General features: G+C 74.2%; 19 protein-coding genes. 14 read left to right on the top strand and 5 right to left on the bottom strand.

Features of this window, described 5'->3' with window-relative positions; genetic code table 11:
- Nucleotides 1-40 precede the first annotated feature (40 nt).
- Nucleotides 41-787, top strand: coding sequence for a TrmH family RNA methyltransferase (locus tag E4198_RS12450; protein WP_136183210.1), 747 nt, complete (start codon nucleotides 41-43; stop codon nucleotides 785-787).
- Nucleotide 788: 1 nt separating this feature from the next.
- On the opposite strand, the gene paaN is transcribed toward E4198_RS12450, so the two are convergent.
- A complete protein-coding gene (paaN, locus tag E4198_RS12445) occupies nucleotides 789-2480 on the bottom strand; it encodes a phenylacetic acid degradation protein PaaN (protein ID WP_136185343.1) in 1692 nt (563 codons plus the stop codon).
- Nucleotides 2481-2647: 167 nt separating this feature from the next.
- On the opposite strand from paaN, the gene E4198_RS12440 reads away from it, so the two are divergent.
- Nucleotides 2648-3265, top strand: a complete 618-nt coding sequence (locus E4198_RS12440) for a TetR/AcrR family transcriptional regulator (RefSeq protein ID WP_136183209.1) — start codon at nucleotides 2648-2650, stop codon at nucleotides 3263-3265.
- A 43-nt stretch (nucleotides 3266-3308) separates the two neighbouring features.
- Here the strand turns inward: E4198_RS12440 and E4198_RS25695 are convergent, their stop codons facing one another.
- The gene (locus E4198_RS25695; RefSeq protein ID WP_281727979.1) at nucleotides 3309-3431 is read right to left on the bottom strand and encodes a hypothetical protein; all 123 of its coding nucleotides are present in this window, start codon (nucleotides 3429-3431) and stop codon (nucleotides 3309-3311) included.
- Between the two features lie 192 nt (nucleotides 3432-3623).
- Here E4198_RS25695 and E4198_RS12435 point away from each other — a divergent pair, with 192 nt between their 5' ends.
- Together E4198_RS12435 and E4198_RS12430 are read left to right on the top strand one after the other, a co-directional pair.
- Nucleotides 3624-3983, top strand: coding sequence for a nuclear transport factor 2 family protein (locus E4198_RS12435; protein ID WP_136183208.1), 360 nt, complete (start codon nucleotides 3624-3626; stop codon nucleotides 3981-3983).
- Between the two features lie 117 nt (nucleotides 3984-4100).
- Entirely contained in the window at nucleotides 4101-4841 is a 741-nt protein-coding gene (locus tag E4198_RS12430; protein WP_136183207.1) for a DUF899 family protein, read from the top strand.
- A gap of 918 nt (nucleotides 4842-5759) precedes the next feature.
- Here E4198_RS12430 and E4198_RS12420 read toward each other — a convergent pair.
- Together E4198_RS12420 and E4198_RS12415 are read right to left on the bottom strand one after the other, a co-directional pair.
- Entirely contained in the window at nucleotides 5760-6074 is a 315-nt protein-coding gene (locus E4198_RS12420; protein ID WP_136183206.1) for a hypothetical protein, read from the bottom strand.
- A gap of 164 nt (nucleotides 6075-6238) precedes the next feature.
- Nucleotides 6239-6745 (bottom strand): Lrp/AsnC family transcriptional regulator, encoded by a 507-nt coding sequence (locus tag E4198_RS12415; RefSeq protein ID WP_136183205.1) that lies wholly within the window; start codon nucleotides 6743-6745, stop codon nucleotides 6239-6241.
- A gap of 188 nt (nucleotides 6746-6933) precedes the next feature.
- Here E4198_RS12415 and pdhA point away from each other — a divergent pair, with 188 nt between their 5' ends.
- From pdhA to E4198_RS12370, 9 genes are all read left to right on the top strand, one after another.
- On the top strand, nucleotides 6934-8073 hold the full coding sequence (gene pdhA, locus E4198_RS12410; protein ID WP_136183204.1) for a pyruvate dehydrogenase (acetyl-transferring) E1 component subunit alpha: 1140 nt from the start codon (nucleotides 6934-6936) through the stop codon (nucleotides 8071-8073).
- Between the two features lie 80 nt (nucleotides 8074-8153).
- On the top strand, nucleotides 8154-9143 hold the full coding sequence (locus E4198_RS12405) for an alpha-ketoacid dehydrogenase subunit beta (RefSeq protein ID WP_247597912.1): 990 nt from the start codon (nucleotides 8154-8156) through the stop codon (nucleotides 9141-9143).
- A complete protein-coding gene (locus E4198_RS12400; RefSeq protein ID WP_136183202.1) occupies nucleotides 9143-10729 on the top strand; it encodes a dihydrolipoamide acetyltransferase family protein in 1587 nt (528 codons plus the stop codon). Before E4198_RS12405 ends, E4198_RS12400 begins: the two co-directional genes overlap by 1 nt.
- Before the next feature lie 123 nt (nucleotides 10730-10852).
- Nucleotides 10853-11668 (top strand): DUF6457 domain-containing protein, encoded by an 816-nt coding sequence (locus E4198_RS12395; RefSeq protein ID WP_247597911.1) that lies wholly within the window; start codon nucleotides 10853-10855, stop codon nucleotides 11666-11668.
- A 1667-nt stretch (nucleotides 11669-13335) separates the two neighbouring features.
- Nucleotides 13336-14697 carry a molybdopterin molybdotransferase MoeA gene (locus tag E4198_RS12390; RefSeq protein WP_136185342.1) on the top strand — a complete coding sequence of 454 codons (1362 nt, stop codon included), beginning with the start codon at nucleotides 13336-13338 and terminating at the stop codon, nucleotides 14695-14697.
- A 61-nt stretch (nucleotides 14698-14758) separates the two neighbouring features.
- Entirely contained in the window at nucleotides 14759-15769 is a 1011-nt protein-coding gene (locus tag E4198_RS12385; protein ID WP_247597653.1) for a potassium channel family protein, read from the top strand.
- A 31-nt stretch (nucleotides 15770-15800) separates the two neighbouring features.
- Complete coding sequence (locus tag E4198_RS12380; RefSeq protein WP_136183199.1) at nucleotides 15801-16778, top strand: NAD(P)H-quinone oxidoreductase; 978 nt, start codon at nucleotides 15801-15803, stop codon at nucleotides 16776-16778.
- Nucleotides 16779-16914: 136 nt separating this feature from the next.
- Nucleotides 16915-17823 carry a hypothetical protein gene (locus E4198_RS12375; protein WP_136183198.1) on the top strand — a complete coding sequence of 303 codons (909 nt, stop codon included), beginning with the start codon at nucleotides 16915-16917 and terminating at the stop codon, nucleotides 17821-17823.
- 97 nt (nucleotides 17824-17920) lie between these two features.
- Nucleotides 17921-18478 (top strand): bacterial proteasome activator family protein, encoded by a 558-nt coding sequence (locus E4198_RS12370; protein ID WP_136183197.1) that lies wholly within the window; start codon nucleotides 17921-17923, stop codon nucleotides 18476-18478.
- 136 nt (nucleotides 18479-18614) lie between these two features.
- Here E4198_RS12370 and E4198_RS12365 read toward each other — a convergent pair whose 3' ends face one another.
- Nucleotides 18615-20297 carry a protein kinase gene (locus E4198_RS12365; RefSeq protein WP_136183196.1) on the bottom strand — a complete coding sequence of 561 codons (1683 nt, stop codon included), beginning with the start codon at nucleotides 20295-20297 and terminating at the stop codon, nucleotides 18615-18617.
- A gap of 409 nt (nucleotides 20298-20706) precedes the next feature.
- Between E4198_RS12365 and E4198_RS12360 the strand changes: the two genes are divergently transcribed.
- On the top strand, nucleotides 20707-22380 hold the full coding sequence (locus tag E4198_RS12360) for a protein kinase (RefSeq protein WP_136183195.1): 1674 nt from the start codon (nucleotides 20707-20709) through the stop codon (nucleotides 22378-22380).
- Nucleotides 22381-22481 lie beyond the last annotated feature (101 nt).

Raw genomic sequence — 22481 nt, 5'->3', positions numbered from 1 at the left:
CGGATGGCCCGGTGGCCGTGCCCAGGGGGACAATCCGGCGGTGACCGACACCGCACGCCGCTGGCGCACCCTCGACGCCGAACCGGGCACCGTGCTGCTCGACGGCTTCCACGCCCTCAAGCACGCCCTCCGCTTCGGCGCAGAGGTGCTCCTCGCCGTTGCGGAGGACCGCGAGGCCGCCCTCGCGCTGGCCCGCGACCTCGCGCCCGACCTCGTCCCGGCCCTGCGGGGGTGTCTGGAGCCCGTCACTCCCGACGTGCTGCGCGCCCTCGTTCCGCGCCCGCACCCCACCGGCGTGGCCGCCCTCGCCCTCCGCACCCGGGCCGCCGACCCGGCCGAGGCGGCTCCCGCCGTGATCCTGGACGACCCGCGTCACCTCGGCAACATCGGTGCCGTGGTCCGGCTCGCCGCCGGCTGCGGCGCGTCCGCCGTCTACACCACCGGCACCGTAGACCCCTGGCACCCCACCGTCGTACGGGCCGCCGCCGGGCTCCACTTCGCCACTCGTGTCGAGCACAGGGACGCTGCGCAACTCCCGCCCGGACCGCTCTACGCCCTGGACCCCGAGGGGGAGGACCTGCGCGGTCTCCCCCTGCCCGACGACGCGCTGCTCGCCTTCGGCTCGGAGCGGCACGGCCTCTCCCCCGCGCTGCGGGCGCATGCGGACCACCTCGTGGCCCTGCCCATGCGCCCGCAGGTGTCCAGCTACAACCTGGCCACGTCCGTGGCCATGACGCTGTACCACTGGATGGCACAGCGCCCCGGCCGCCCCGCGGCGGCCGGCTGACTCAGACCTGCCTCCGGACCTCCACCGTGCGGAAGCGGTTCGAGACGAACGCGCCGTCGCACAGCGCGGCGTTCGCCGCCGGGTTGCCGCCCGAGCCGTGGAAGTCGGAGAACGCGGCGGTCTGGTTGACGTACACGCCGCCGGTCAGGTTCAGCGACAACTGAGCGCACTCCTCCAGGCAGACGTCCTCGATCTTCCGCTCGACGTCCTCGGCGGTGGTGTACGCGCCCACGGTCATGGCGCCCTTCTCGCGGACGGTGCGGCGCAGCAGCGCCACCGCCTCGTCGGCCGAGTCGACGGCGACCGCGAACGACACCGGGCCGAAGCACTCCGAGAGGTAGGTCTCCTCCGCCTCCGGCTTGCCGCCGTCCAGCTTGACGATCACCGGGGTGCGCACCGTGGCGCCCGGGAAGTCCGGATTCGTCAGCGAACGCGAGGGCAGCGCCACCTCGCCCAGCGATCCGGCCGCGTCGATGCGCTGGCCGACCTGCGGGTTCACGATGGCGCCGAGCAGGGCGTTGGCGCGCGTGTCGTCGCCCAGCAGCTTGCCGACGGCACCCGCCAGGTCGCCCACCACCTCGTCGAACGACTTCTCGCCGTCCTCGGTGCCGACGCCGCCGCGCGGGATCAGCAGGTTCTGCGGGGTGGTGCACATCTGGCCGCTGTACAGCGACAGCGAGAACGCCAGGTTGCCCAGCATGCCCTTGTAGTCGTCGGTCGAGTCGATGACGACGGTGTTGACACCGGCCTTCTCCGTGTACACCTGCGCCTGCGTGGCGTGCTGCTCCAGCCAGTCGCCGAACTCGGTCGACCCGGTGTAGTCGATGATCCGCACCTCGGGACGGGTCGCCAGGTCCTTGGCGATGCCCTCGCCCTCGCGTTCGGCGGCCAGCGCCACCAGATTCGGGTCGAAGCCGTGCTCGGCGAGCACCTCGCGCGCGATCCGCACGGTCAGCGCCAGCGGCAGCACGGCGCGCGGGTGCGGCTTGACCAGCACCGGGTTCCCGGTGGCCAGCGAGGCGAAGAGGCCCGGGTAGCCGTTCCAGGTGGGGAAGGTGTTGCAGCCGATCAGCAGCGACAGGCCGCGGCCGACCGCCGTGAACTGCTTGCGCAGGTTCAGCGGGTCGCGCTTGCCCTGCGGCTTCGACCAGTCGGCCGCGTCCGGCACCCGCACCTGCTCCACGTACGCGTACGCCACCGCTTCCAGGCCGCGGTCCTGGGCGTGCGGACCGCCGGCCTGCAGCGCCATCATGAACGCCTGGCCGCTGGTGTGCATGACCGCGTGCGCGAACTCGTGCGTGCGGGCGCTGATGCGGGCCAGGATCTCCAGGCACACCGCCGCCCGGGCCTCCGGGCCGGCCTCGCGCCACGCGGGCATCGCCGCCCGCATGGCCGGCAGCAGCACGTCGAGGTCCGCGTGCGGGTACTCCACGCCCATCGTGATGCCGTACGGCGAGCTCTCCGTCGCCGACCAGCCGTCCGTACCGGGCTGGTCCAGCTCGAAGCGCCCGCCGAGGAGTGCGTCGAACGCCTCCTTGCCCTCGGCGGCGCTCAGCGAGCCGTTCTCGCCGTACGCCTTCGGGTGCTCGGGGTGCGGCGACCAGTACGCACGGCTGCGGATCGTCTCGATGGCCTGGTCGAGGGTGGCGCGGTGCTTCTCGATGAGCTCCGCGGCGTTCGGTCCGGCGGTCACGGTCACGGTGAGCCTCTCCTCGTCGGGGCGGCGATGGTGCGGGGTAGCGATGACAGGGGCGTTGGATAGATACTGCTACCGAACGATCGGTCGGTGCAAGGGGGCCACGAACAGTGACGGAACACCTCCGGGGAGCGAACTCCTCCTCCCCCGATACGATCGGCGCCATGCCCGCCGCCACCCCCAGCACGCCCCCCGCAGCCCGAAGGGACACCTACACCCCGGAGTCCCTCCTGGCCGTCGCGGTGCGGGTCTTCAACGAGCGAGGCTACGACGGCACCTCCATGGAGCACCTCTCCAAGGCGGCCGGCATCTCCAAGTCCTCCATCTACCACCACGTGCGGGGCAAGGAGGAGCTCCTGCGGCGCGCGATAAGCCGGGCCCTGGACGGCCTCTTCGCGATCCTGGACGAGCCCGCGGCGAACCGCGGCCGCGCGATCGAGCGGGTCGAGCACGTCACCCGGCGCACCACCGAGGTGCTGATGGCCGAGCTCCCCTACGTCACGCTGCTGCTGCGCGTGCGCGGCAACACCAGCACGGAACGGTGGGCGATCCAGCGCCGCCGCGACTTCGACCAGCGCGTCGCCGAGTTGCTCAACGACGCCGCCGCGGAAGGCGATCTCCGCCCCGACGTGGACGCCCGGCTCGCCACCCGGCTGCTCTTCGGAATGATCAACTCGATCGTCGAGTGGTACCGCCCCGAGCGCGCCGGCACCGCCCACGCCACCAGCGACGAAGTCGCCGACGCCGTCGTCGCCACCGCATTCGCGGGCCTGCGTACGTAGGCGCCTCCCCGCGGGCCGCCCGCCGCCCGGGAGGAGGGCCGCCTCAGTCGTCGCGCCAGGCATACGCCATGACCGTGACGCCGCTGTCGAAGACCTGGCCGGAGACCACGCGGTAACGCTGGGGCGAGTAGGCCGAGTCGAAGAGCGGCACGCCCGCACCGATCACGACGGGGTTGATCTTGACGACGAGTTCGTCGATCTCGTCCCGGAGCGCGGCGGCGAGGTGGCCGCTCCCGCTCTCCGCCAGGGACCGTGGCGGAGGAGGAACGGGTACGCGGTGTGGGCCGTCGGTGTGGGGGAGGCGCGGCGCGCGCCCGTGCCGCCGGGCAGGGGCACGCCGCGCTGCTACCGTCCCGGGATGATCATCGCCGACACCGAAGAGGCCAGGCGGGACGCCGGACTGGTGCTTGAGTTCTTCGGCACGGTGCTCTCGGGCGAGAAGGACACCGGCGCCGTACCCCGCTTCCTCGCCGAGGACTTCGTCGACCACGACGCCGACGGACCCCGGCAGGCAGGGGGTCGTCAGCAAGCTGGACGCCCTGTGGGCGGCCCGGCCGCAGGCGTACGTCCCCTTCAGGTGATCGCCGCCGCAGGACACGTGGTGGTGCGCTTCCTGCTGGAGTGCCCCGGCGCTCCCTCGGTGCCCTTTTCCGACACCTACCGTCTCGCGGACGGCCGCATCACCGAACACTGGCACGTCGTGGGCTCCACCGGGTAACCGGCTCACGGTCCACGGAGAAACGGCTCTTGGCTGCGCCTCGGGCACGCCCGGGGCCGATGTGGGGGAGCCCTTCCCACCGTGGTGGGAACACGGCAACGAACCATGGAGGCGACCATGAACGAGCAGCGACCCGGCCCGGCCCTCCCGCCCGTCGTGGACAGAACGACCTGGCAGGAGGCGCGGGACGCCCTGCTGGCACGGGAGAAGGCGCACACCCGCGAAGGGGATGCGATCGCGGCGGCGCGGAGGCGCCTGCCGATGGTGGAGGTCGACGCCACCCTCGAGGTGGTCGGTCCCGACGGCCCGGTCACGCTCCTCGACGTCTTCGAAGGCCGCAGGCAGCTGATCGCGTACTTCCACGCCTGGTGGCCCGGCCGGCCCGCCGCCGAGCAGTGCGAGGGCTGCACGTTCTTCAACTGCCAGGTCCGCGAGCTGTCCTACATCCATTCCCGCGACGCCACGTACGCCGTGCTCTGCAAGGGCCCGTACGAGCCCAGCGTCCGCTACCGGGACTTCCTGGGCCTGGACATGCCGTGGTACTCGGTCGAGAGGACGGCGCCGCAGCTGCTGGAAGGTCGCGACTGGCAGCGTCACCACCTCGTCTGCTACGTCCGCGAGGGCGACCGGGTGTTCGAGACGTACTACACCGGCGGCCGCGGCGTTGAGATCATGGCCCCCACCCACGGGCTGCTGGACATGACCGTCTACGGACGCCAGGAGGCGTGGGAGGACTCTCCCGACGGCTGGCCCCAGCCCTGGTACTCCGCCGAGAACCCCGAGGAATGGCGAACGAACGGCCGCCCCATCGCCCACTGGTCCCGCATCGCAGCCGGCCGCTCCGACGACCTGACGTGAGGATCAGCCGGCCCGCCGACGCTGAAGCCGACACCGCACTCCCGCACAGGAGCGCCGGATGGCGCAGCACCAACGTTGCCCGTGCTGTCAGCGGTCGCTGTATCTCGGCACAGCGAGGATCGACGCGCTCGTTGCATGCGACGCGCCACTTCAGGTCCAGCCGGAGGCCGCCGATCCGACGCGCGGTGCATCCAGCTCGGGTAGGTAGGAAAGGAGGGCGATGGCGAAGTAGGCGAACCGCAAAGTTTGCGAGCGCACGACTTCACCGCTGCTGTGCGGCTGCCAGGCTGACGAGATGAGCAGAGAGCAGATCGACGCCGCCCTGGCGGAGCTGGAGCGGCTGCTCGGGCTTCATGTGGAGCGGGACTGGAGGGTTTCGGCGGGCGGGTTGGAGTGGAGCTGTGCGGAGACGGCCGCGCACATCGCCCACGACCTGCTGGCCTGCGCAGGGCAGGTGGCGGGCCGTCCCGACGACGGATACCTGCCGTTCGACCTGGTGGTCTGGCCGGGAACGTCGCCGCGTCGGCTGCTCGACATCGCGGCGGTCTGCGGCGGGCTGCTCGGCGGCGCCCTGGCGGACGCAGGACCCCAGGTGCGGGCGTGGCACTGGGGGCCGTGCGATCGTACGGGGTTCGCCGCCATGGGGGCCGCCGAGACGCTGCTGCACACCTGGGACGTCGCGCAGGGCCTGGGTGTGCCGTGGGCTCCTCCCGCGAGCGGGAGAGCGGCGATACTCGAGCGCCTCTTCCCGGACGCGCCCGACGGAGACCCGTCGAGGGTGCTGTTGTGGTGCACGGGTCGCGCGGAGCTGTTGACGGCCGGCCCCGGCGCACGTCGTGGACCTGGCAGGCGGCGCGGTAGACGGAAGGGTGACCCCCCGACTCCGACTCCGACGCCGCCCCCCGCGACCCCTGCGGGTCAGCCGCGGCGCCGGCCGGTGACGAGGCCGATCAGGGCGGCGTTGACCAGGGCGCCCGCGGCGACGACGGCGAAGAAGCCCGCTGTGGAGCCGTCCGGCAGGAGGGCGACGGCGAAACCCCAGGGGAGGGTGGCCAGCATGGGGACGACCCCGGCGAACGAGGCGTCCTCCTGGTGGACCAGGGTGGTGTCCACGGCGACCCAGGCCAGCAGGGCGAGCACGATCAGCAGGTAGACCTGCGAGATCCGGTTGCCGGCGACGAGGGAGAGGGCGCGGCGTCCGGGTGAGGGGCGGGAGGCGGCTGGTGCTGTCATGTACGCGCTCCTATCCGGGGTGAGCTGCCGGAAACCGCGGCCGGGCGGGTGGGCACGGCTTCGCCACGCGATGCACACGCCGTGCCGACGCCGGACACCGTGTCGGAAGCCGTCCGCCGGACGGCGCAGCACGGCGGTCGGCCGCACGTCACGCGGGTGGCCGCTCAGGGTTCGGGGTCGAGGTCGGTCTCCTCGAAGACCAGCAGCGTCCGGGTGCTCAGCACCTCGGGGATGGCCTGGATGCGGGTGAGGACCAGGTCGCGCAGCGAGCGGTTGTCCTTGGTGTGCACCAGCAGCAGGACGTCGAAGTCGCCGCCGACCAGGGCCATGTGCGCGGCGCCGGGCAGTTCCCGCAGCCGCTCCCGGACAGAGCGCCACGAGTCCTGGACGATCTTCAGGGTGATGTACGCGGACGTGCCGTGACCGGCGCGTTCCTGGTCGATGCGGGCGCTGAAGCCGCGGATCACGCCGTCCTCGAGCAGCCGGTTGATCCGGGCGTAGGCGTTGGCCCGCGAGACGTGCACCTGGTCGGCGACGGAGCGCACGGATGCGCGCCCGTCGGCCCGCAGCAGGCGCAGGATGTCGCGGTCGACGGAGTCGAGGGGGCGTACCGGCGGCCGCTGCTCGTCCGCCTCGTCGGCGGGCCGCTCGGCCAATCGTTCGTCCGACATGGACGAATGCCTCCTCTCTGTGGACGCATCGATCGTATCGAACGCTTTACTGAGCAGTTTGTCCACAGGCTGGGCCCGCCTGTAGCCAAAGTGTGCGCGCGACCGAACAATCGGTAGGTGAGGCGCACCCCGCCTCCGAGTCCTTCACGGACCCGAGCCCGACAGCCGCCCACGAGGAGGTGCCGACCATGACGGTCCTGGAGCAGCCCGGTTCCTACCGACTCTCTCCGCCGCCCGCATGGCGTCCGCGGGTCGATCCCGCTCCCCTGCTGCCCGACGCCGAGCCCTACCGGCTGCTGGGCACCGACGCCGACCTCGAGAAGGCCCCGGGCCGGGACGTGCTGCTCCGCCTGCACCGCGAGCTGGTGCGCGGCCGCCGCTACAACGAGCAGGCCACCGCACTGACCCGCCAGGGCCGCCTCGCCGTCTATCCCTCCTCCACCGGGCAGGAGGCGTGCGAGGTCGCCGCGGCCCTGGCGCTGAAGGAGCAGGACTGGCTGTTCCCCAGCTATCGCGACACGCTGGCCGCTGTCGCGCGGGGCCTGGACCCGGTCGAGGTGCTGACGCTGCTGCGCGGCGACTGGCACCACGGCTGGGACCCGAAGGCCGCCCGTGTGGCGCCGCTGTCCACCCCGCTGGCCACGCAGCTCCCGCACGCCGTCGGCCTGGCGCACGCCGCCCGCATCAAGGGCGACGACGTGGTCGCGCTCGCCCTGGTCGGCGACGGCGGGACCAGCGAGGGCGACTTCCACGAGGCGCTGAACTTCGCCGCCGTGTGGAACGCGCCCGTCGTCTTCCTGGTGCAGAACAACGGCTTCGCGATCTCCGTGCCGCTCGCCAAGCAGACGGCCGCCCCGTCCCTCGCACACAAGGCCGTCGGCTACGGCATGCCCGGCCGGCTCGTCGACGGCAACGACGCGGTCGCCGTGCACAGCGTGCTCGGCGAAGCCGTCGAGCGGGCCCGGCAGGGCGGCGGCCCGACGCTGGTCGAGGCCGTCACCTACCGCATGGAGGCGCACACCAACGCCGACGACTCCACCCGCTACCGCACCGACGGGGAGGTCGACGCCTGGCGCGACCACGACCCGGTCCGGCTGCTGGAGCGGGAGCTGCGCGAGCGCGGCGTGCTGGACGACGCCACCGCCGAGGACGTCGCGGAGGGAGCGGAGGAGATGGCCGCGGGCATCCGTGAGCGGATGAACGCCGACCCCGAGCTGCGCCCGATGGACCTGTTCGCCGAGGTGTACGCGGAGAAGACCGCGCAGCTGCGGGAGCAGGCGGCGCAGTTGCGCGCCGAGCTGGACGCCGAGGCCGAGGGGAACGCGTGATGGCAAGGACCGAGACGACGGCCGGCGGCCCGGCCGGCGCGGGCGGCGCCGCGAAGAAGCCCGTGGCCAAGCCCGCCACCATGGCGCAGGCGTTGAACCGCGCCATGCGCGACGCGATGGCCGAGGACCCCGACGTCCACGTGATGGGCGAGGACGTCGGCACGCTCGGGGGCGTCTTCCGCGTCACCGACGGCCTGACCAGGGAGTTCGGCGAGGAGCGCTGCACCGACACTCCGCTGGCCGAGGCCGGCATCCTCGGCACCGCCGTGGGCATGGCCATGTACGGGCTGCGCCCGGTCGTCGAGATGCAGTTCGACGCGTTCGCCTACCCCTCCTTCGAGCAGCTCGCCTCGCACGTCGCGAAGATGCGCAACCGCACGCGCGGCCGGCTGCCCATGCCGATCACCATCCGCGTCCCGTACGGCGGCGGCATCGGCGGCGTGGAGCACCACAGCGACTCCTCCGAGGCGTACTACATGGCCACGCCCGGACTCCAGGTCGTCACGCCCGCGACGGTCGCCGACGCCTACGGCCTGCTGCGCGCCGCCATCGCCTCCGACGACCCGGTCGTCTTCATGGAGCCCAAGCGGCTCTACTGGGGCAAGGCCGAGTGGGACCCGGAGGCGCCCGAGCAGGTGCCCGGCGTCGGCGAGGCCGTCGTCCGCCGCAGCGGCACCTCGGCGACGCTGATCACCTACGGCCCGTCGGTCCCGGTGTGCATGGAGGCGGCGGAGGCCGCACGCGAGGACGGCTGGGACCTGGAGGTCGTCGACCTGCGGTCGCTGGTGCCCTTCGACGAGAAGACGGTCGTGGAGTCCGTGCGACGCACCGGCCGCGCCGTGGTGGTGCACGAGTCGCAGGGGTTCGCCGGTCCCGGCGGGGAGATCGCCGCACGGGTGGGCGAACGTTGCTTCCACTACCTTGAGGCACCGGTGCTGCGGGTCGCGGGCTTCGACGTTCCGTACCCGCCGCCGATGCTGGAGAAGCACCATCTGCCGGGCGTGGACCGCGTGCTCGACGCGGTCGCCCGCCTGCAGTGGGAGAGCGACTGGGTGGAAGGCGGTCAGTGATGGCGGAGATCCGCGAGTTCGCACTGCCCGACCTCGGCGAAGGGCTGACCGAGGCGACGATCACGACCTGGATGGTCGAGGTCGGCGAGATCGTCGCCGTGGACCAGCCGGTCGTCGAGGTGGAGACGGCCAAGGCGATGGTCGAGGTCCCCTGCCCGTACGGCGGCGTGGTCACCGCCCGCTACGGCGACGAGGGCGACGAGATGCCGGTCGGCGCGCCGCTGGTCGCCGTCGCCGTCGGCGCCACCTCGCCTCAGGAGGCCGGTGCGGCCGCCGCCCCGGCCGGTGACGCGTCGGACGACACCGACGAGGGTTCCGGCAATGTGCTGGTCGGCTACGGCACCCAGGCGCCCTCCGCGCGTCGCCGCCGCCGGGTGCGCGGCGGAGTCGGTCACGTGGCCGCCCCCGCCCCCACACCAGCCCCGGGCCCCGCCGCTACGGGCACGACCACGTCGGGTGCGTCCCGTCGCGGTGTCGGCGGCGAGGCCACCGGCGGTTCCCGCCCGCAGGGCGTCGGCCCGCGCGGCGAGAGCGGCGCCACGGCTGCCGTCCGCGGCCACGAACGCGGCGTCGTCGCCGAACCCGACCGTCCTGGACTCGACCGTCCCGGGTCCGGCCATCCCGGGAACGACCACACCGGTGCGGGCAACGGCGACGCCTCCGGACGTCCGGAGGGGGCCGTCGCCGTCATCTCGCCGCTGGTGCGCCGCATCGCACGGGAGTCCGGCATCGATCTGCGGGACGTGACCGGATCCGGCCCTGACGGCCTGATCATGCGCGGAGACGTCGAGCGGGCCGCCGAGCGCGGCGGCGCGAGCGGCGACAGCGCGGTCGCGGGCGAGGAGGCGTGGGAGGCGGCCCCGGCGGGGCCCGCCCGCACCCCGTCCCCGGCACGGGCGGCCTCGCGGATCCCGCTGCGCGGCCTGCGCGGCACCGTCGCGGACAAGCTGTCCCGCAGCCGCCGCGAGATCCCCGACGCCACGACCTGGGTGGACGCCGACGCGACGGAGCTGCTCGCCGCGCGGCGGGCCATGAACGCCGCCGGCGGACCGAAGATCTCCCTGCTCGCGCTGCTGGCCCGGATCTCCACGGCCGCCCTGGCCCGTTTCCCGGAGCTCAATTCCACGGTCGACCTGGAGGCGCGCGAGATCGTGCGGCTGGACGCCGTGCACCTCGGATTCGCCGCCCAGACCGACCGCGGCCTGGTGGTCCCGGTGGTGCGCGACGCCCACACCCTGGACGCCGAGGGCATCGCCGCGGAGATCGCACGGCTCACCGAGTCGGCCCGCGCCGGCACGCTGTCCCCGGCCGAGCTGACCGGCGGCACGTTCACGCTGAACAACTACGGCGTGTTCGGCGTCGACGGCTCCACGCCGATCATCAACCACCCGGAAGCCGCGATGCTGGGCGTCGGCCGCATCGTCGACAAGCCGTGGGCCGTGAACGGCGAACTCGCCGTCCGCAAGGTCGTCCAGCTGTCCTTCACCTTCGACCACCGGGTGTGCGACGGCGGCACGGCCGGCGGTTTCCTGCGGTACGTCGCCGACTGCGTGGAACAACCGGCGGTGCTGCTCCGTACGCTCTGAGGCGTGAACGCACACGCCCCGGGCCCGCCCGGACGACCGTCGCCCGCCCCGCGCACCGCGCCCGGGGCGGGCGACGCCCGTTCCGCTGCCGACGAGCCGTCGAGCACGGCCGCCTTCGACGCGCTGGTCGTCGCGGGGGGCGGCGCCCGGCGGCTCGGCGGCGCCGACAAGCCCACCCTCACGGTGGGCGCCCGCACCCTCCTCGACCGCGTCCTCGCAGCCTGCCCGGACGCCACCACGACCGTGGTCGTCGGCCCCCGCCGGTCCACCTACCGGCCGGTGACCTGGGCGTTGGAGAGCCCGCGCGGCGGCGGCCCGCTGGCAGCACTCGACGCCGGCCTGGCCCACGTCCGGGCCGAGACCGTGCTGGTCCTCTCCGCCGACCTGCCCTTCCTGCGGGCATCGACCGTACGGGCGCTGCTGCGCGCCACCGCCGGGAGCGACGACGAGGGCGCCGTCGCCCACGACGGCCGGGACCAGCCGCTGCTCGCCGCCTACCGCGCGGAGCCCCTGCGCCGCGAACTCGCCCTGTTGCACGCCGAACACGGCACCCTCGCCCACCTCCCGCTGCGCCTGCTGCTCCCCGGACTGCGGCTGCACCGCATATCGACCGAGGACGCGGTGGACTGCGACACCTGGGGCGACCTCGCCGCCGCGCGGGCCCGCATCAGGGAGCATGGCTCCGTGCTGGACGAATGGATTGCCGCAGTCAAGGCCGAACTGGGTATCGAGCTCGACGTCGACACCTCCGGGCTCCTGGATCTCGCGCGTGACGCCGCGCACGGAGTCGCGCGCCCCGCCGCCCCGCTGACGACGTTTCTGGTCGGCTACGCCGCCGCCCGTGGGGACGGCTCTCGGGAGGCGGTGGCGGAAGCCGCCCGCAAGGCCGCCGAGCTGGCGAAGCGATGGGAAGCGGAGTCGGAAACGGACGACCGATGAGCCGTCGCGGGGCCGGGAGCGGCGCCGACGACCTCGACCAGGCCCTCGCCCTCGCCAACGGTGGTCCCACGGACGCCGGCGGCGGCCCCTGCGCCGACTGTCCCGCCCGCGCGGCGGACGCGCGCAGCGCGCCGAAGCCGGGCGTACGGGACGCCGGGGAGGGCCCATCCCCCGCGACGGAGCCCGCGGTGGGCGGGCCGCCCGGCCCGGAGGGATCACGGCCGTGCCCCGACCGGGTGCCCGCCGCGAGCGCCGACGCCGGGCAGTGCCCGCCCTTCACACAGGGCGGCCGCGCCGCGACGCCTGCGGACACGGTGGGCGACGACGGCGCCGAGTCCCCCGCCTCCTCCGGCACACCCGCCGAGGGCACCCGGACGCCGCCCGGCCCGCACGCCGGGCCGGGCACGCCGGAGGGGGAGGACGGCCCGGACGGACCGTGGCTGTCGGCGGGCTCGCCGTCCACCGACGGCCTGTCGGCCAAGGTCGTGCACGGGCCCTCGGGCGGCACCGGGAGAGTGCCGACCGGCCCCTCGCCGGGCACGGACGCGGCAGGCGCCGAGGACGACGACCTCGCCGGACCGTGGCTGTCCGCCGCGTCGGGCTCGACCGTGGGCCTGCGGGGCGCCCCGCGACCTGCGGCGCCCACGGCGGAGGACGAACTGGCCCCTCCCTGGCTGCTGCGCCGGGCCCAGGAGTCGGACGAGGCGGAGAGCGGCGGCGCGGTCGGCCGCCTGACCGAGATGATGCGGACGCTGCGCCGCCCGGCGGGCCCGGCGGACGGCGACCGCTCCGCTGAGGCCGAGGCGGAGGCCGCCGCCGACTGCGGGCGCGCCGAGGTGTCCGACGACGGCCTGCTCCCGGAGTGGCTGACGCGCGCCGCCCGGCGGGTCGGCCTCGACCGCGCCAGTACGGACGCCACGCCCCCGCCGGACGAGCCGCACGATCCGGACGACGCGCTCGCCGCCCCCTGGGTCCCCCCTGTCCCCACCCGTGGCCCACGCCTGTCGTCGGCGCCGTCGGCCCGCGAAGACCGTGCGCCCGGCACGGCCGCACCCGGGCCCCCCGGTACGCGACCGGCTCCCGTCCCTCGGTCCGGCGGCCTTCCGCCGGCGTCGCCGGACGTGTCGTCGAGGGTGGCGTCCGCCGACGCTGACGCCCATGCACCGGGCGCCGGACAGGTGGCCCCGGTCGTGGCGGAGCCGGGCTCGCCTGCGCCGTCGGGAGCCGCTCCCGGCAGTATGCGTCCGGGGGAGCCGCCGTCCCGTACGGCCGATCTCCAGGCAGAGCCGGTCGCTTCCTCTCCGGGGGACGTGCAGGCTCCGTCCGCAGTGGAGTCTCCTGCGGCAGCCGCAGCGAGTCCTCGTGGGCCCGCTGAGGGCGCTGCGGTGCCGGACGTGCACGCCCGCCTCCCGTTCGGCCGTCCGCCGTCTCCGTCGACGGCACCGCCGTCCCCCTCTGCGGCCGCTGGAGTGGGCGGTCCCGACGGAGCGTCCTCGACGGGGCGCAGGGGAGCCCCGGCGGCCCGGCGTCCAGGGCCCGCGCCGGACGCGCAGCCCGCGCCGGACGGGCCGGACGCGCAGCCCGCGCCGACGGCGTCGCCCGTCTCCCCCACCCGAGCCCCGGCCCGGGAGTCCGCCCCCGGCGGCGCCTTCCGCGAGGGCGGAGCGATCGCGGGCCCGAAGACCCCGTCCGGGCCGGGCTGTGCGAGAGTCGGGGGCGTCGGAGCCGTGGAGACCGGGGAGGAGGCCCGCGTGGTCGACTCGTCGGCGCCCTTCGCCGGAGGCGGTGAGTCCGCCCGCCCGTCGGCGGCTCAGCCGCCGCCCGCGCACGCGGACGTCCCCTGGGCGGAGGCGCAGCGCATCGCCGCCCGGGCGGTCGAGCCCGGCGTGGCCGTGACCGTGCCGCTGGACCGGGCCGTGCGGCAGGTGCTCGCAGCTCCCGTCGAAGCGCTCGCCGACCTGCCGTCGTTCGAAACCTCCGCCATGGACGGCTGGGCGGTCGCCGGGCCGGGTCCGTGGACGCCCGCCGGCCCGCCGGAGGGGCCGGGTGCGCTGGCCGGGGGTGCCGAACCCGAGCCGCTGGCCGACGGCCGCGCGGTACGGATCGCGACCGGCGCACGTGTCCCGCCCGGCGCGACGGCCGTGGTGCGCGACGAGCGTGCCGAACTGCGCGGCGAGCGGCTGCACCTGACGCCCGGGGCGCCTTCCGGCAGCACGGACCCGGGGACGGACATCCGGCCGCGCGGCCAGGAGTGCCGCACGGGGGCACGCCTGCTGCCCGCCGGTACGCCGGTGACGCCTCCGGTGCTGGGCCTGGCCGCCGCCGCGGGCTACGACCGGCTCACCGTCATCCCGCGCCCGCGCGTCGAGGTGCTGGTCCTCGGCGACGAACTGCTCCACGAGGGGCTGCCGTCGGGGGGCCGCATCCGGGACGCACTGGGCCCGATGGTCGGACCGTGGCTGTCCGCGCTGGGCGCCGAGGTGCTGGCGACGCGGCGCCTGGGCGACGATCCCGATGCGCTGCACGAAGCGGTCACCACGACCGGCGCCGATCTCGTCGTGACGACCGGTGGCACCGCACACGGTCCGCTCGACCACGTCCGGCCCACCCTTCACCGCATCGGCGCCCGGCTGCTGGTGGACGGGGTGGAGGTGCGTCCGGGGCACCCGATGCTGCTGGCCGCCCTCGCCGGGGCGCAGCGAGGACGACACCTGGTGGGCCTGCCCGGTAACCCCCTCGCCGCGGTGTCCGGCCTGCTCACCCTGGCCGGTCCGCTGCTGCGGGCCCGCGCAGGGCTCCCGGAACCGGAGCCGGTGCGCGCGACGCTGACCGCCGACGCGCAGGGCCACCCGCGGGACACCCGCCTGGTGCCGGTCATCCGGACGGCGGACGGTTCCGGCGCGACGCCGCTGCGCTGGACGGGGCCGGCGATGCTGCGCGGCATCGCGGGGGCGTCCGCGCTCGCCGCGGTAGCCCCCGGCGGCGCGAGCGCCGGGATGTCCGTCCGTCTGCTGGAGCTGCCGTGGTGAGGGGGCTGCCGTGGTGAGGACGACCGTCGCGAGGGCGCCGCGGGATCCCGCGGAGCGCCCCGTGCTGCTGCCGCGTTCGACGATAGGGCCGTTGCGGCAGGTCGGCCGCCGTCTGCTGGCCGCGCTGAGCGTGCTCTGGGCGACGGTGCTGATCGTCTATCTGGACCGGGACGGCTACACCGACAACTACGACGGCACGGTCACCTTCCTCGACGCCGTCTACTACACCACCGTCACCCTCTCCACGACCGGGTACGGTGACATCGCGCCGGTCAGCGACGGCGCCCGGATCGTCAATGTCCTGCTCATCACCCCGCTCCGCGTCCTGTTCCTGATCATCCTGGTGGGTACCACGCTGGAGGTGCTCACCGAGCGCACCCGCGAGCAGTGGCGCCAGACGCGCTGGAGGACCGCCTTGCGCGACCACACCGTCGTCGTCGGTTTCGGTACCAAGGGCCGGTCGGCCGCCGAGACGCTGCTGTCGACCGGGATGGGGCGGGAGCGGATCGTGCTGATCGACCCGAACCACCACGTGGTCAAGACGGCCACGGAGGACGGCTTCGCCGGGGTCGTCGGCGACGCGACCCGCAGCGACGTGCTCGCCCGCGCCGAGGTGCGCCGTGCCAAACAGATCGTCGTCGCCACGCAGCGCGACGACACCGCTGTGCTGGTGACACTGACCGCGCGTCAGCTCAATCCGAGGCTGCGCATCGTCGCCGCCGTGCGCGAGGAGGAGAACGCGCCGCTGCTGCGCCAGTCCGGTGCGGACGCCGTCATCACCAGCGCGAGCGCCGCCGGCCGGCTCCTGGGCCTGTCCATGCTGAGCCCCAACGCAAGCTCGGTCATGGAGGACCTGATCCAGCAGGGCAGCGGCCTCAGTCTGAACGAACGGCCCGTCACCAAGGCCGAGGCGGGCCGGTCTCCGCGCGAGTGCACCGACCTGGTCGTCTCCGTCGTGCGGGGCCACCGGCTGCTCGGCTACGACGACCCGGAGGCCGCGACGCTGCAGCTCACCGACCGCGTCGTCGTCATCCACCGCTCCCTCCCCTCCTCCGAGACCACGCTTCCGTAGCGCCCGGCCCGCGGGGGAGTAGCGTCGGGCCATGCATGCGATCACGATTCCCGAACCGGGCGGACCCGAGGCGCTGGTGTGGGCCGAGGTGCCCGATCCGGAGCCGGGTGAGGGCGAAGTGCTGGTGGACGTGGCGGCGGCGGGCGTCAACCGTGCCGACCTGCTGCAGCGTCAGGGCCGTTACGACCCGCCGCCGGGTACGTCCCGCTACCCGGGTCTGGAGTGTGCGGGCCGGGTCGCGGCCGTCGGTTCGGGGGTGTCCGGATGGGCGGTCGGCGACGAGGTGTGCGCGCTGCTGGCGGGCGGCGGCTACGCGGAGAAGGTGGCTGTGCCGAGCGGCCAACTGCTGCCCGTTCCGAAGGGGGTCGACCTGGTCACCGCGGCCGGTCTGCCGGAGGTGACGTGCACCGTCTGGTCGAACGTTTTCATGGTCGCGCACCTGCGGCCCGGCGAGACCCTGCTCGTGCACGGCGGGTCGAGCGGCATCGGCACCATGGCGATCCAGCTCGCCAAGGCGGTCGGCGCACGCGTCGCGGTGACGGCGGGCAGCAGTCAGAAGCTGGCGCGCTGCGCCGAACTGGGCGCGGACATTCTCATCGACTACCGCGAACAGGACTTCGTCGAGGAACTGAGGACGGCGACCGACGGCCACGGTGCGGACGTCATCCTGGACATCATCGGGGCCGGGTACCTGCGGGACAACGTCAGGGCGCTGGCGGTGAACGGTCGGCTGGCCGTCATCGGCCTCCAGGGCGGGACGAAGGGCGAGCTGAACCTCGCCGCGTTGCTGGCGAAGCGGGCCGCCGTTACGGCAACCTCGCTGCGTGGCCGTCCGGCGTCGGAGAAGGCGGCGATCGTGGCGGCCGTGCGGGAGCACGTGTGGCCGCTGCTGGACGACGGGCGGGTACGCCCCGTGCTGGACCGCACCCTGCCCGTGCAGGACGCCCCGCAGGCGCACCGCGTGCTCGAGGAGAGCGGCCACGTGGGCAAGGTGATCCTCACGGTGTGACCGGTGCGCACCTGCCGAGGGCGCTCGGACGATCGCGTGAGCGCAGAACCGATACCGCTCATTCGAGATGCCCGTTTCCTCCCCTTGTGTGACGCTGGTGACTCGGCAGAACGGTGAGGCGTGGGAGGGAGGCGGCATGGGGTCTCCCCGAGACGGGCGCGCGGGGGCGGTCCGCACCCGGCGCAGGTGTTCCGGGGTACCGCTGCTGAGCTGCGCCGTCGTCCTGCTGCTCCCCGCCCCCGCGCTCGCCGCCTCCTCAGCGCCCACGGCGAGCGCCCCCGGCGCGCGTACGGCTCCCCGAGTCGTCGCGCCGTACGGGACGCCCCCCTCCAACGGCCGCTGGGGGGAGCGGCTCTCACAGCGGCTCGCCGCCGCACTCGGGGAGCACCCGCGCAGCCCGCACGCTCCGTACCCGCCGCACTACCCACGGGACCCCGGCGACCCGCACCACCCGCGCCACGCGCACGACGGCCGTGAGGGAACGCCGCCGCTCCCGCCGCTCTTCGGCCCCCACGAACACCACGGCGGGACGGGCGCCCCCGGCACACGTGCACGGAGCGGCGGGCACCCCGTGGCGGGGACCGACGCGAGCGGGCCGTGGCAGCGCCGCAGCCCCGCGCACGCTTCCGGCGGGCACGCCCACCCGCACCCCGGTCCTGCTTCCCCCGCGCGCGAGCCGGGCGCGACCCTGCAGGACGCCGAGCCGGGCGGTACGGGACCGGGCGGCGCACAGCGCGCCGACGGTCCCGCGCCGGCGGACACCGGGCAGGCCGTGGAGGAACCTGCCGCCCCCGCGCAGGGCGGCATCTGGAGCCCGGCGCCCGTCGCGCCTCAGGACACGGTCGCGGGCGCAGCCGACCCCGGGCGCCCGCAGGCGGGACCGCCGCGGCAGCCCCCGGCCGGTGACGGCGCCGCGGAGGCGGCTGCTCCCGCCGCGGCAGGCGCCCCCGCGGGTCCGATCGTGCCCGTCCTGCCGCTGGGCGCCGGGCTCACCTGCCTCGGCCTCGGCCTGGCGTTCCTGGCGCTCCGCCTGCGCCGGGGCTGACCGGCGGACCGCCGCCGCGACGGCCTCGCGCCCCCGGCGGTCCCCGCTCCCGGCGGCCCCTCGCCGCCGGGAGGCATGAGCCGTGCAGAATGGGGATATGACACAGCCGAGCAATGAACGGTCGCAGGAGAGCCCGCACGTCCTGGTCGTCGGTCCGGACGGGATGGCTCTCGGCACCGCGGCCCCCAGGGGCGGCGACAACGAAGCCGACGAGCAGGCTGAGGTCCCGTTGACGGAGATGGTGGAGCAGCCCGCGAAGGTCATGCGGATCGGCAGCATGATCAAGCAGCTACTGGAGGAAGTGAAGTCGGCGCCGCTCGACGAGGCGAGCCGCGTGCGGCTCCGGGAGATCCACGCCAGCTCCGTGAAGGAGCTGGAGGACGGCCTCGCGCCGGAGTTGATCGAGGAGCTGGAGCGGCTGTCGCTGCCGTTCGGCGAGGACGCGGTGCCGACGGAGGCGGAACTGCGCATCGCGCAGGCCCAGCTCGTCGGCTGGCTGGAGGGGCTGTTCCACGGCATCCAGACGGCGTTGTTCGCCCAGCAGATGGCGGCCCGGGCACAGCTGGAGCAGATGCGGCGCGCGCTGCCGCCGGGTGCGCTCCCCGAGGACGGCGAGGAGCACGGTCCCGCACGCTCCGGAGGCCCCTACCTCTGATACCTCTATACCTCTGAACCCGGCCCGCCGCACGCCCCTTCGGACGGCGCATGCTGGCACGGGCGGGGTGTGGATCGGTCCGCGCCCGGCCTCAGCGGCCCGGGCCGGTTCCGGCGGGCCAGTACCTGGAACGGGATCAGTCCGAGCCGGGGGGCATGCCGGTGGAGACGGTGAGGTCGATCTCGTCCTCGTCGGGGTCGAACGCGGAGTACGAGTCGGGGTTCTGCTCCAGGACCATGTTCTTGCCCCAGACGTTCTCGTCCTCCTTGGTGACGTCCCCCAACTTCCAGCCGGCCTGCTTGATGCACTCCTTGACCGAGGTGAGGTTCTTGAAGGCGAATTCCGGCATCGTCTTCTTGCCGTCTTCGATGTAGCTGTCGCGCGCGTCGGTGCACTCGCTCGCCTCGATGGTGCGCGAGGTGTCCTCCGGCTTGAAGTCGCCGCCGCCCCCGCTGGAACCGGCCTCGGTCGTCTCGTCGTCCGACGGGCGGGTGGAGGGCTGGTCGACGGAGTAGGACGGGGCCGGCGGGGCGGACGGACGGGCGACCGGCTCGTCCTCGCCGCTGTTCGCCGCGATGAGCGCGATGACCGTCACCACGGCGACCACCGCGGCGATGACCGTGCCGACGACCACGCCGTTGCTGGTGCCACCGCTCTTCGCGGGCGGGCCCGCCGGGCGGGGCGACATGGTGTACGGCGGCGGGGTCTGCGCGCCGGGACGGCCGTACGGGGCGGGGCCGTTGAAGCCCGCCGGCCGCGGGGCGCCCATGGGGGCGGTGGACTGCGGGTAGCCGTACTGCGGCTGGAACGGCCCGGGTGCGGCGTTCGGCGGCGGGGGCGTGCTCTGCTCGTTGCCCACCGGCGGGAACACCGCCTTGCCGACCTCGGCGCCGTTCGGCGCCTGGTTGCCGCCGACGATGACCGGGGCCGCGCCGCTCGCCGAGCTGCGCACCCGCTCGACCTCGGCGCGCATCGCCTCGGAGGTGGGGAAGCGCTCGTTCGGGTTCTTCCGCAGGGTGCGGGCCACCAGGGCGTCGATCGCAGGCGTCACCGAACGGTTGATGCTGGAGGGGGCGACCGCCTCCTCCTGCACGTGCGCGTACGCGATCGCGAGGGGGGAGTCGGCGTCGAACGGCAGTCGGCCGGTGAGCAGTTCGAAGAGCATGATGCCGACCGAGTACAGGTCGGAGCGGGCGTCCACGCCGCGGCCCAGGGCCTGCTCCGGGGACAGGTACTGCGGGGTGCCGACGACCATGCCGGTCTGCGTCATCGACGTGACGCCGGACTGCATCGCCCTGGCGATGCCGAAGTCCATCACCTTGACGACGCCGCGCTTGGTCAGCATCACGTTGCCGGGCTTGATGTCGCGGTGCACCAGGCCGAGTTCGTGGCTGACATCGAGCGCGTTGAGCACGTCGGCAGTGATCTTCAGCGCCTTGTCGGCGGGCATCGCGCCGGACTGTGCGACGTCCTCGTCCAGGACCTGCCGGAGCGGCTTGCCCTCGACGTACTCCATGACGATGTAGGGGACGGGCGCGCCGTCGAGGGTGTCCTCGCCGGAGTCGAAGACGGACACGATGTTGGTGTGCGTCAGCTTCGCGACCGACTGGGCCTCGCGGCGGAACCGTTCCCGGAACGACTGCTCACGCCCAAGGTCCGAGTGCAGCGTCTTCACCGCGACCTGGCGGTCCAGCACCGAGTCGTAAGCGAGATACACGGAGGCCATGCCGCCCGCGCCGAGCAGGCTCTGCAGCTGGAAGCGCCCGCCTGCGACCGCGCGGCCGATGTACCGCGCCGCCTGCGCGTCGTCGTCGCTCATCTGACTGCTCCCCCTTGGTGGCGCTCATGGTGGCGCTGTTCCGGCACGTGGACGACCGGGTGACAGGACGAGCCCCCCGAGGGCGTCCTTCCGGCATCTTCGGGCCTGATACCCGGCCAGTCTGCCCGAGGGCACGGACACGTCAAGTTCGTCGCCCCTTCCGTGACCGATGTGTACCGGGCTCGGCACCGCACCGGGACATACGCATGGCAAGCATCCCACCGTCGAGATCCGGCCATCCTGGTGGGGTCGTCCACGGCCCGGACTCCGACTTGCCAGCCGGACACCGCAGCCGCTTGGATGGCTTTTGAGCCCTGTCACAGCCCCCGTGCCGGAGGCTGTAGCCTCCGGCACGGGGGCTGGGCGTTACACGACCGCGTCACCGCGGAACGATCGACGGCGAGGACAGATGGCAGATTCGCAAGCCGCTGGCGGCCCTTCGGAGCCGGAGGCGACGGGCGGCTCCGTGCCCGAATCGCCGGACGGGTGGGGAAACAACGGACTGGTGGGCGACGGTCGTTACCGCCTCACCCACCGCCTCGGACGCGGTGGCATGGCTGAGGTGTACGCCGCCGAGGACGTCCGGCTCGGCCGGACGGTCGCGGTGAAGCTGCTGCGTTCCGACCTCGCCGAGGACCCGGTCTCCAAGGCCCGTTTCACACGCGAGGCGCAGTCGGTCGCCGGACTCAACCACCACGCGGTCGTCGCCGTCTACGACTCCGGCGAGGAGATCGTCAACGGCAGCGTGGTGCCGTACATCGTGATGGAGCTGGTCGAGGGCCGCACCATCCGCGACCTGCTGCACGGGCCGGAGGCGCCGCCCGCCGACCAGGCGCTGATCATCGTCTCCGGCGTCCTGGAGGCCCTGGCCTACAGCCACCAGCACGGCATCGTGCACCGGGACATCAAGCCGGCCAACGTCATCATCACCCACACCGGCGCGGTGAAGGTGATGGACTTCGGCATCGCCCGGGCCCTGCACGGCGCCTCCAACACCATGACGCAGACCGGCATGGTGATGGGCACGCCGCAGTACCTCTCCCCCGAGCAGGCGCTCGGCAAGACCGTCGACACCCGCTCCGACCTGTACGCCACCGGCTGCCTGCTGTACGAGCTGCTCACCCTGCGCCCGCCGTTCACCGGTGAGACGCCGCTGTCCGTGGTGTACCAGCACGTGCAGGACGAGCCGGTGCTGCCGTCCCGCGTCTCGGACGCCGTGCCGCCGGAGCTGGACGGCCTTGTCATGCGGTCGCTGGCGAAGGACCCCGACGACCGCTTTCAGACCGCCGAGGAGATGCGCGGCCTGGTCCAGTACGGCCTGCGCATGCTCCAGGAGCAGGGCGGCCACACCGGCGGGCTGTGGAACACCGGCGCCGTCGTCGCCGGCGGCACCACGCCGCCGATGGGTACGCCCGGCGTCGGCACCATGGGCGACACCGGCACGGGCGGTTTCCGCGGCGCCGGCGACACGCAGACCCGGATGGGTCCGCCGCTCCTCATGGGGCCGCCGGACCGGGGCGATGGCGGTTTCGAGGGAGGCCACCGGGACGACGGCCGCGGTGGCGGCGGGGCGAAGTACGCGCTGATCGCCTTCCTCGCGGTGCTGGCGATCGCGGCGGGCATCTTCTTCGCGCTCAACGCGGGCGACGACGGCGGGGAGACCGACCCGAATCCCGGGCCGTCCTCCTCCTCACCACGGGACGACCGGACGAGCCGCGAGCCGACGGACGACGGGACCGACACCGATGTCCCCGGTACGACGGGCGACACCGGCGACGACGACACCTTCTCCCCGTCGGAGGACCCCTCGCCCACCGAGGAGCCGTCCTCGGAGCCTCCGACCGAGTCGACCGAGCCGACGTCGGAGCCGCCGACGTCCACCGGCACGACGGAGGGCAGCCCCGGCGGGGGCGGCGAGGACCCCACGGACGGCGGCACGACCGACGGCGGTACGACCGAGGGCGAGACCTCCGGCGGCGAGGAGGGCGGCACGTCCCTGGGCAGCGAGGCCGGGGGCGGTGACGGAAGCGCCGGCGCGTCGACCGGCGCCGACTCCGCCGGCGGCCTGGGCGCCGCGCGCTGACCGCGTCCAGCGCCTGACCCCTGTCCGTCCCGGCCGGCGCCCGAGCCCGGACCGGGCGGGGAGGAGATCCTCTACCACGTCGCCCGGGCCGGGCCGCACAC

The sequence above is a fragment of the Streptomyces sp. RKND-216 genome (genome assembly GCF_004795255.1).
Taxonomy (GTDB): Bacteria; Actinomycetota; Actinomycetes; order Streptomycetales; family Streptomycetaceae; genus Streptomyces; species Streptomyces hazeniae.
The sequence above is the reverse complement of the archived record's forward strand: the minus strand, read 5'-3'. Positions and strand labels throughout refer to the sequence as shown.

What these genes read in the sequence shown, in the direction of transcription:
- E4198_RS12440 (WP_136183209.1), top strand. Translation starts at nt 2,648, where the DNA reads ATGCCCGCCGCCACCCCCAGCACGCCCCCCGCAGCCCGAAGGGACACC.
- E4198_RS12435 (WP_136183208.1), top strand. Translation starts at nt 3,624, where the DNA reads ATGATCATCGCCGACACCGAAGAGGCCAGGCGGGACGCCGGACTGGTG.
- E4198_RS12430 (WP_136183207.1), top strand. Translation starts at nt 4,101, where the DNA reads ATGAACGAGCAGCGACCCGGCCCGGCCCTCCCGCCCGTCGTGGACAGA.
- E4198_RS12420 (WP_136183206.1), bottom strand. Translation starts at nt 6,074, where the DNA reads ATGACAGCACCAGCCGCCTCCCGCCCCTCACCCGGACGCCGCGCCCTC.
- E4198_RS12415 (WP_136183205.1), bottom strand. Translation starts at nt 6,745, where the DNA reads ATGTCGGACGAACGATTGGCCGAGCGGCCCGCCGACGAGGCGGACGAG.
- pdhA (WP_136183204.1), top strand. Translation starts at nt 6,934, where the DNA reads ATGACGGTCCTGGAGCAGCCCGGTTCCTACCGACTCTCTCCGCCGCCC.
- E4198_RS12405 (WP_247597912.1), top strand. Translation starts at nt 8,154, where the DNA reads ATGGCGCAGGCGTTGAACCGCGCCATGCGCGACGCGATGGCCGAGGAC.
- E4198_RS12400 (WP_136183202.1), top strand. Translation starts at nt 9,143, where the DNA reads ATGGCGGAGATCCGCGAGTTCGCACTGCCCGACCTCGGCGAAGGGCTG.
- E4198_RS12380 (WP_136183199.1), top strand. Translation starts at nt 15,801, where the DNA reads ATGCATGCGATCACGATTCCCGAACCGGGCGGACCCGAGGCGCTGGTG.
- E4198_RS12375 (WP_136183198.1), top strand. Translation starts at nt 16,915, where the DNA reads ATGGGGTCTCCCCGAGACGGGCGCGCGGGGGCGGTCCGCACCCGGCGC.
- E4198_RS12370 (WP_136183197.1), top strand. Translation starts at nt 17,921, where the DNA reads ATGACACAGCCGAGCAATGAACGGTCGCAGGAGAGCCCGCACGTCCTG.
- E4198_RS12365 (WP_136183196.1), bottom strand. Translation starts at nt 20,297, where the DNA reads ATGAGCGACGACGACGCGCAGGCGGCGCGGTACATCGGCCGCGCGGTC.
- E4198_RS12360 (WP_136183195.1), top strand. Translation starts at nt 20,707, where the DNA reads ATGGCAGATTCGCAAGCCGCTGGCGGCCCTTCGGAGCCGGAGGCGACG.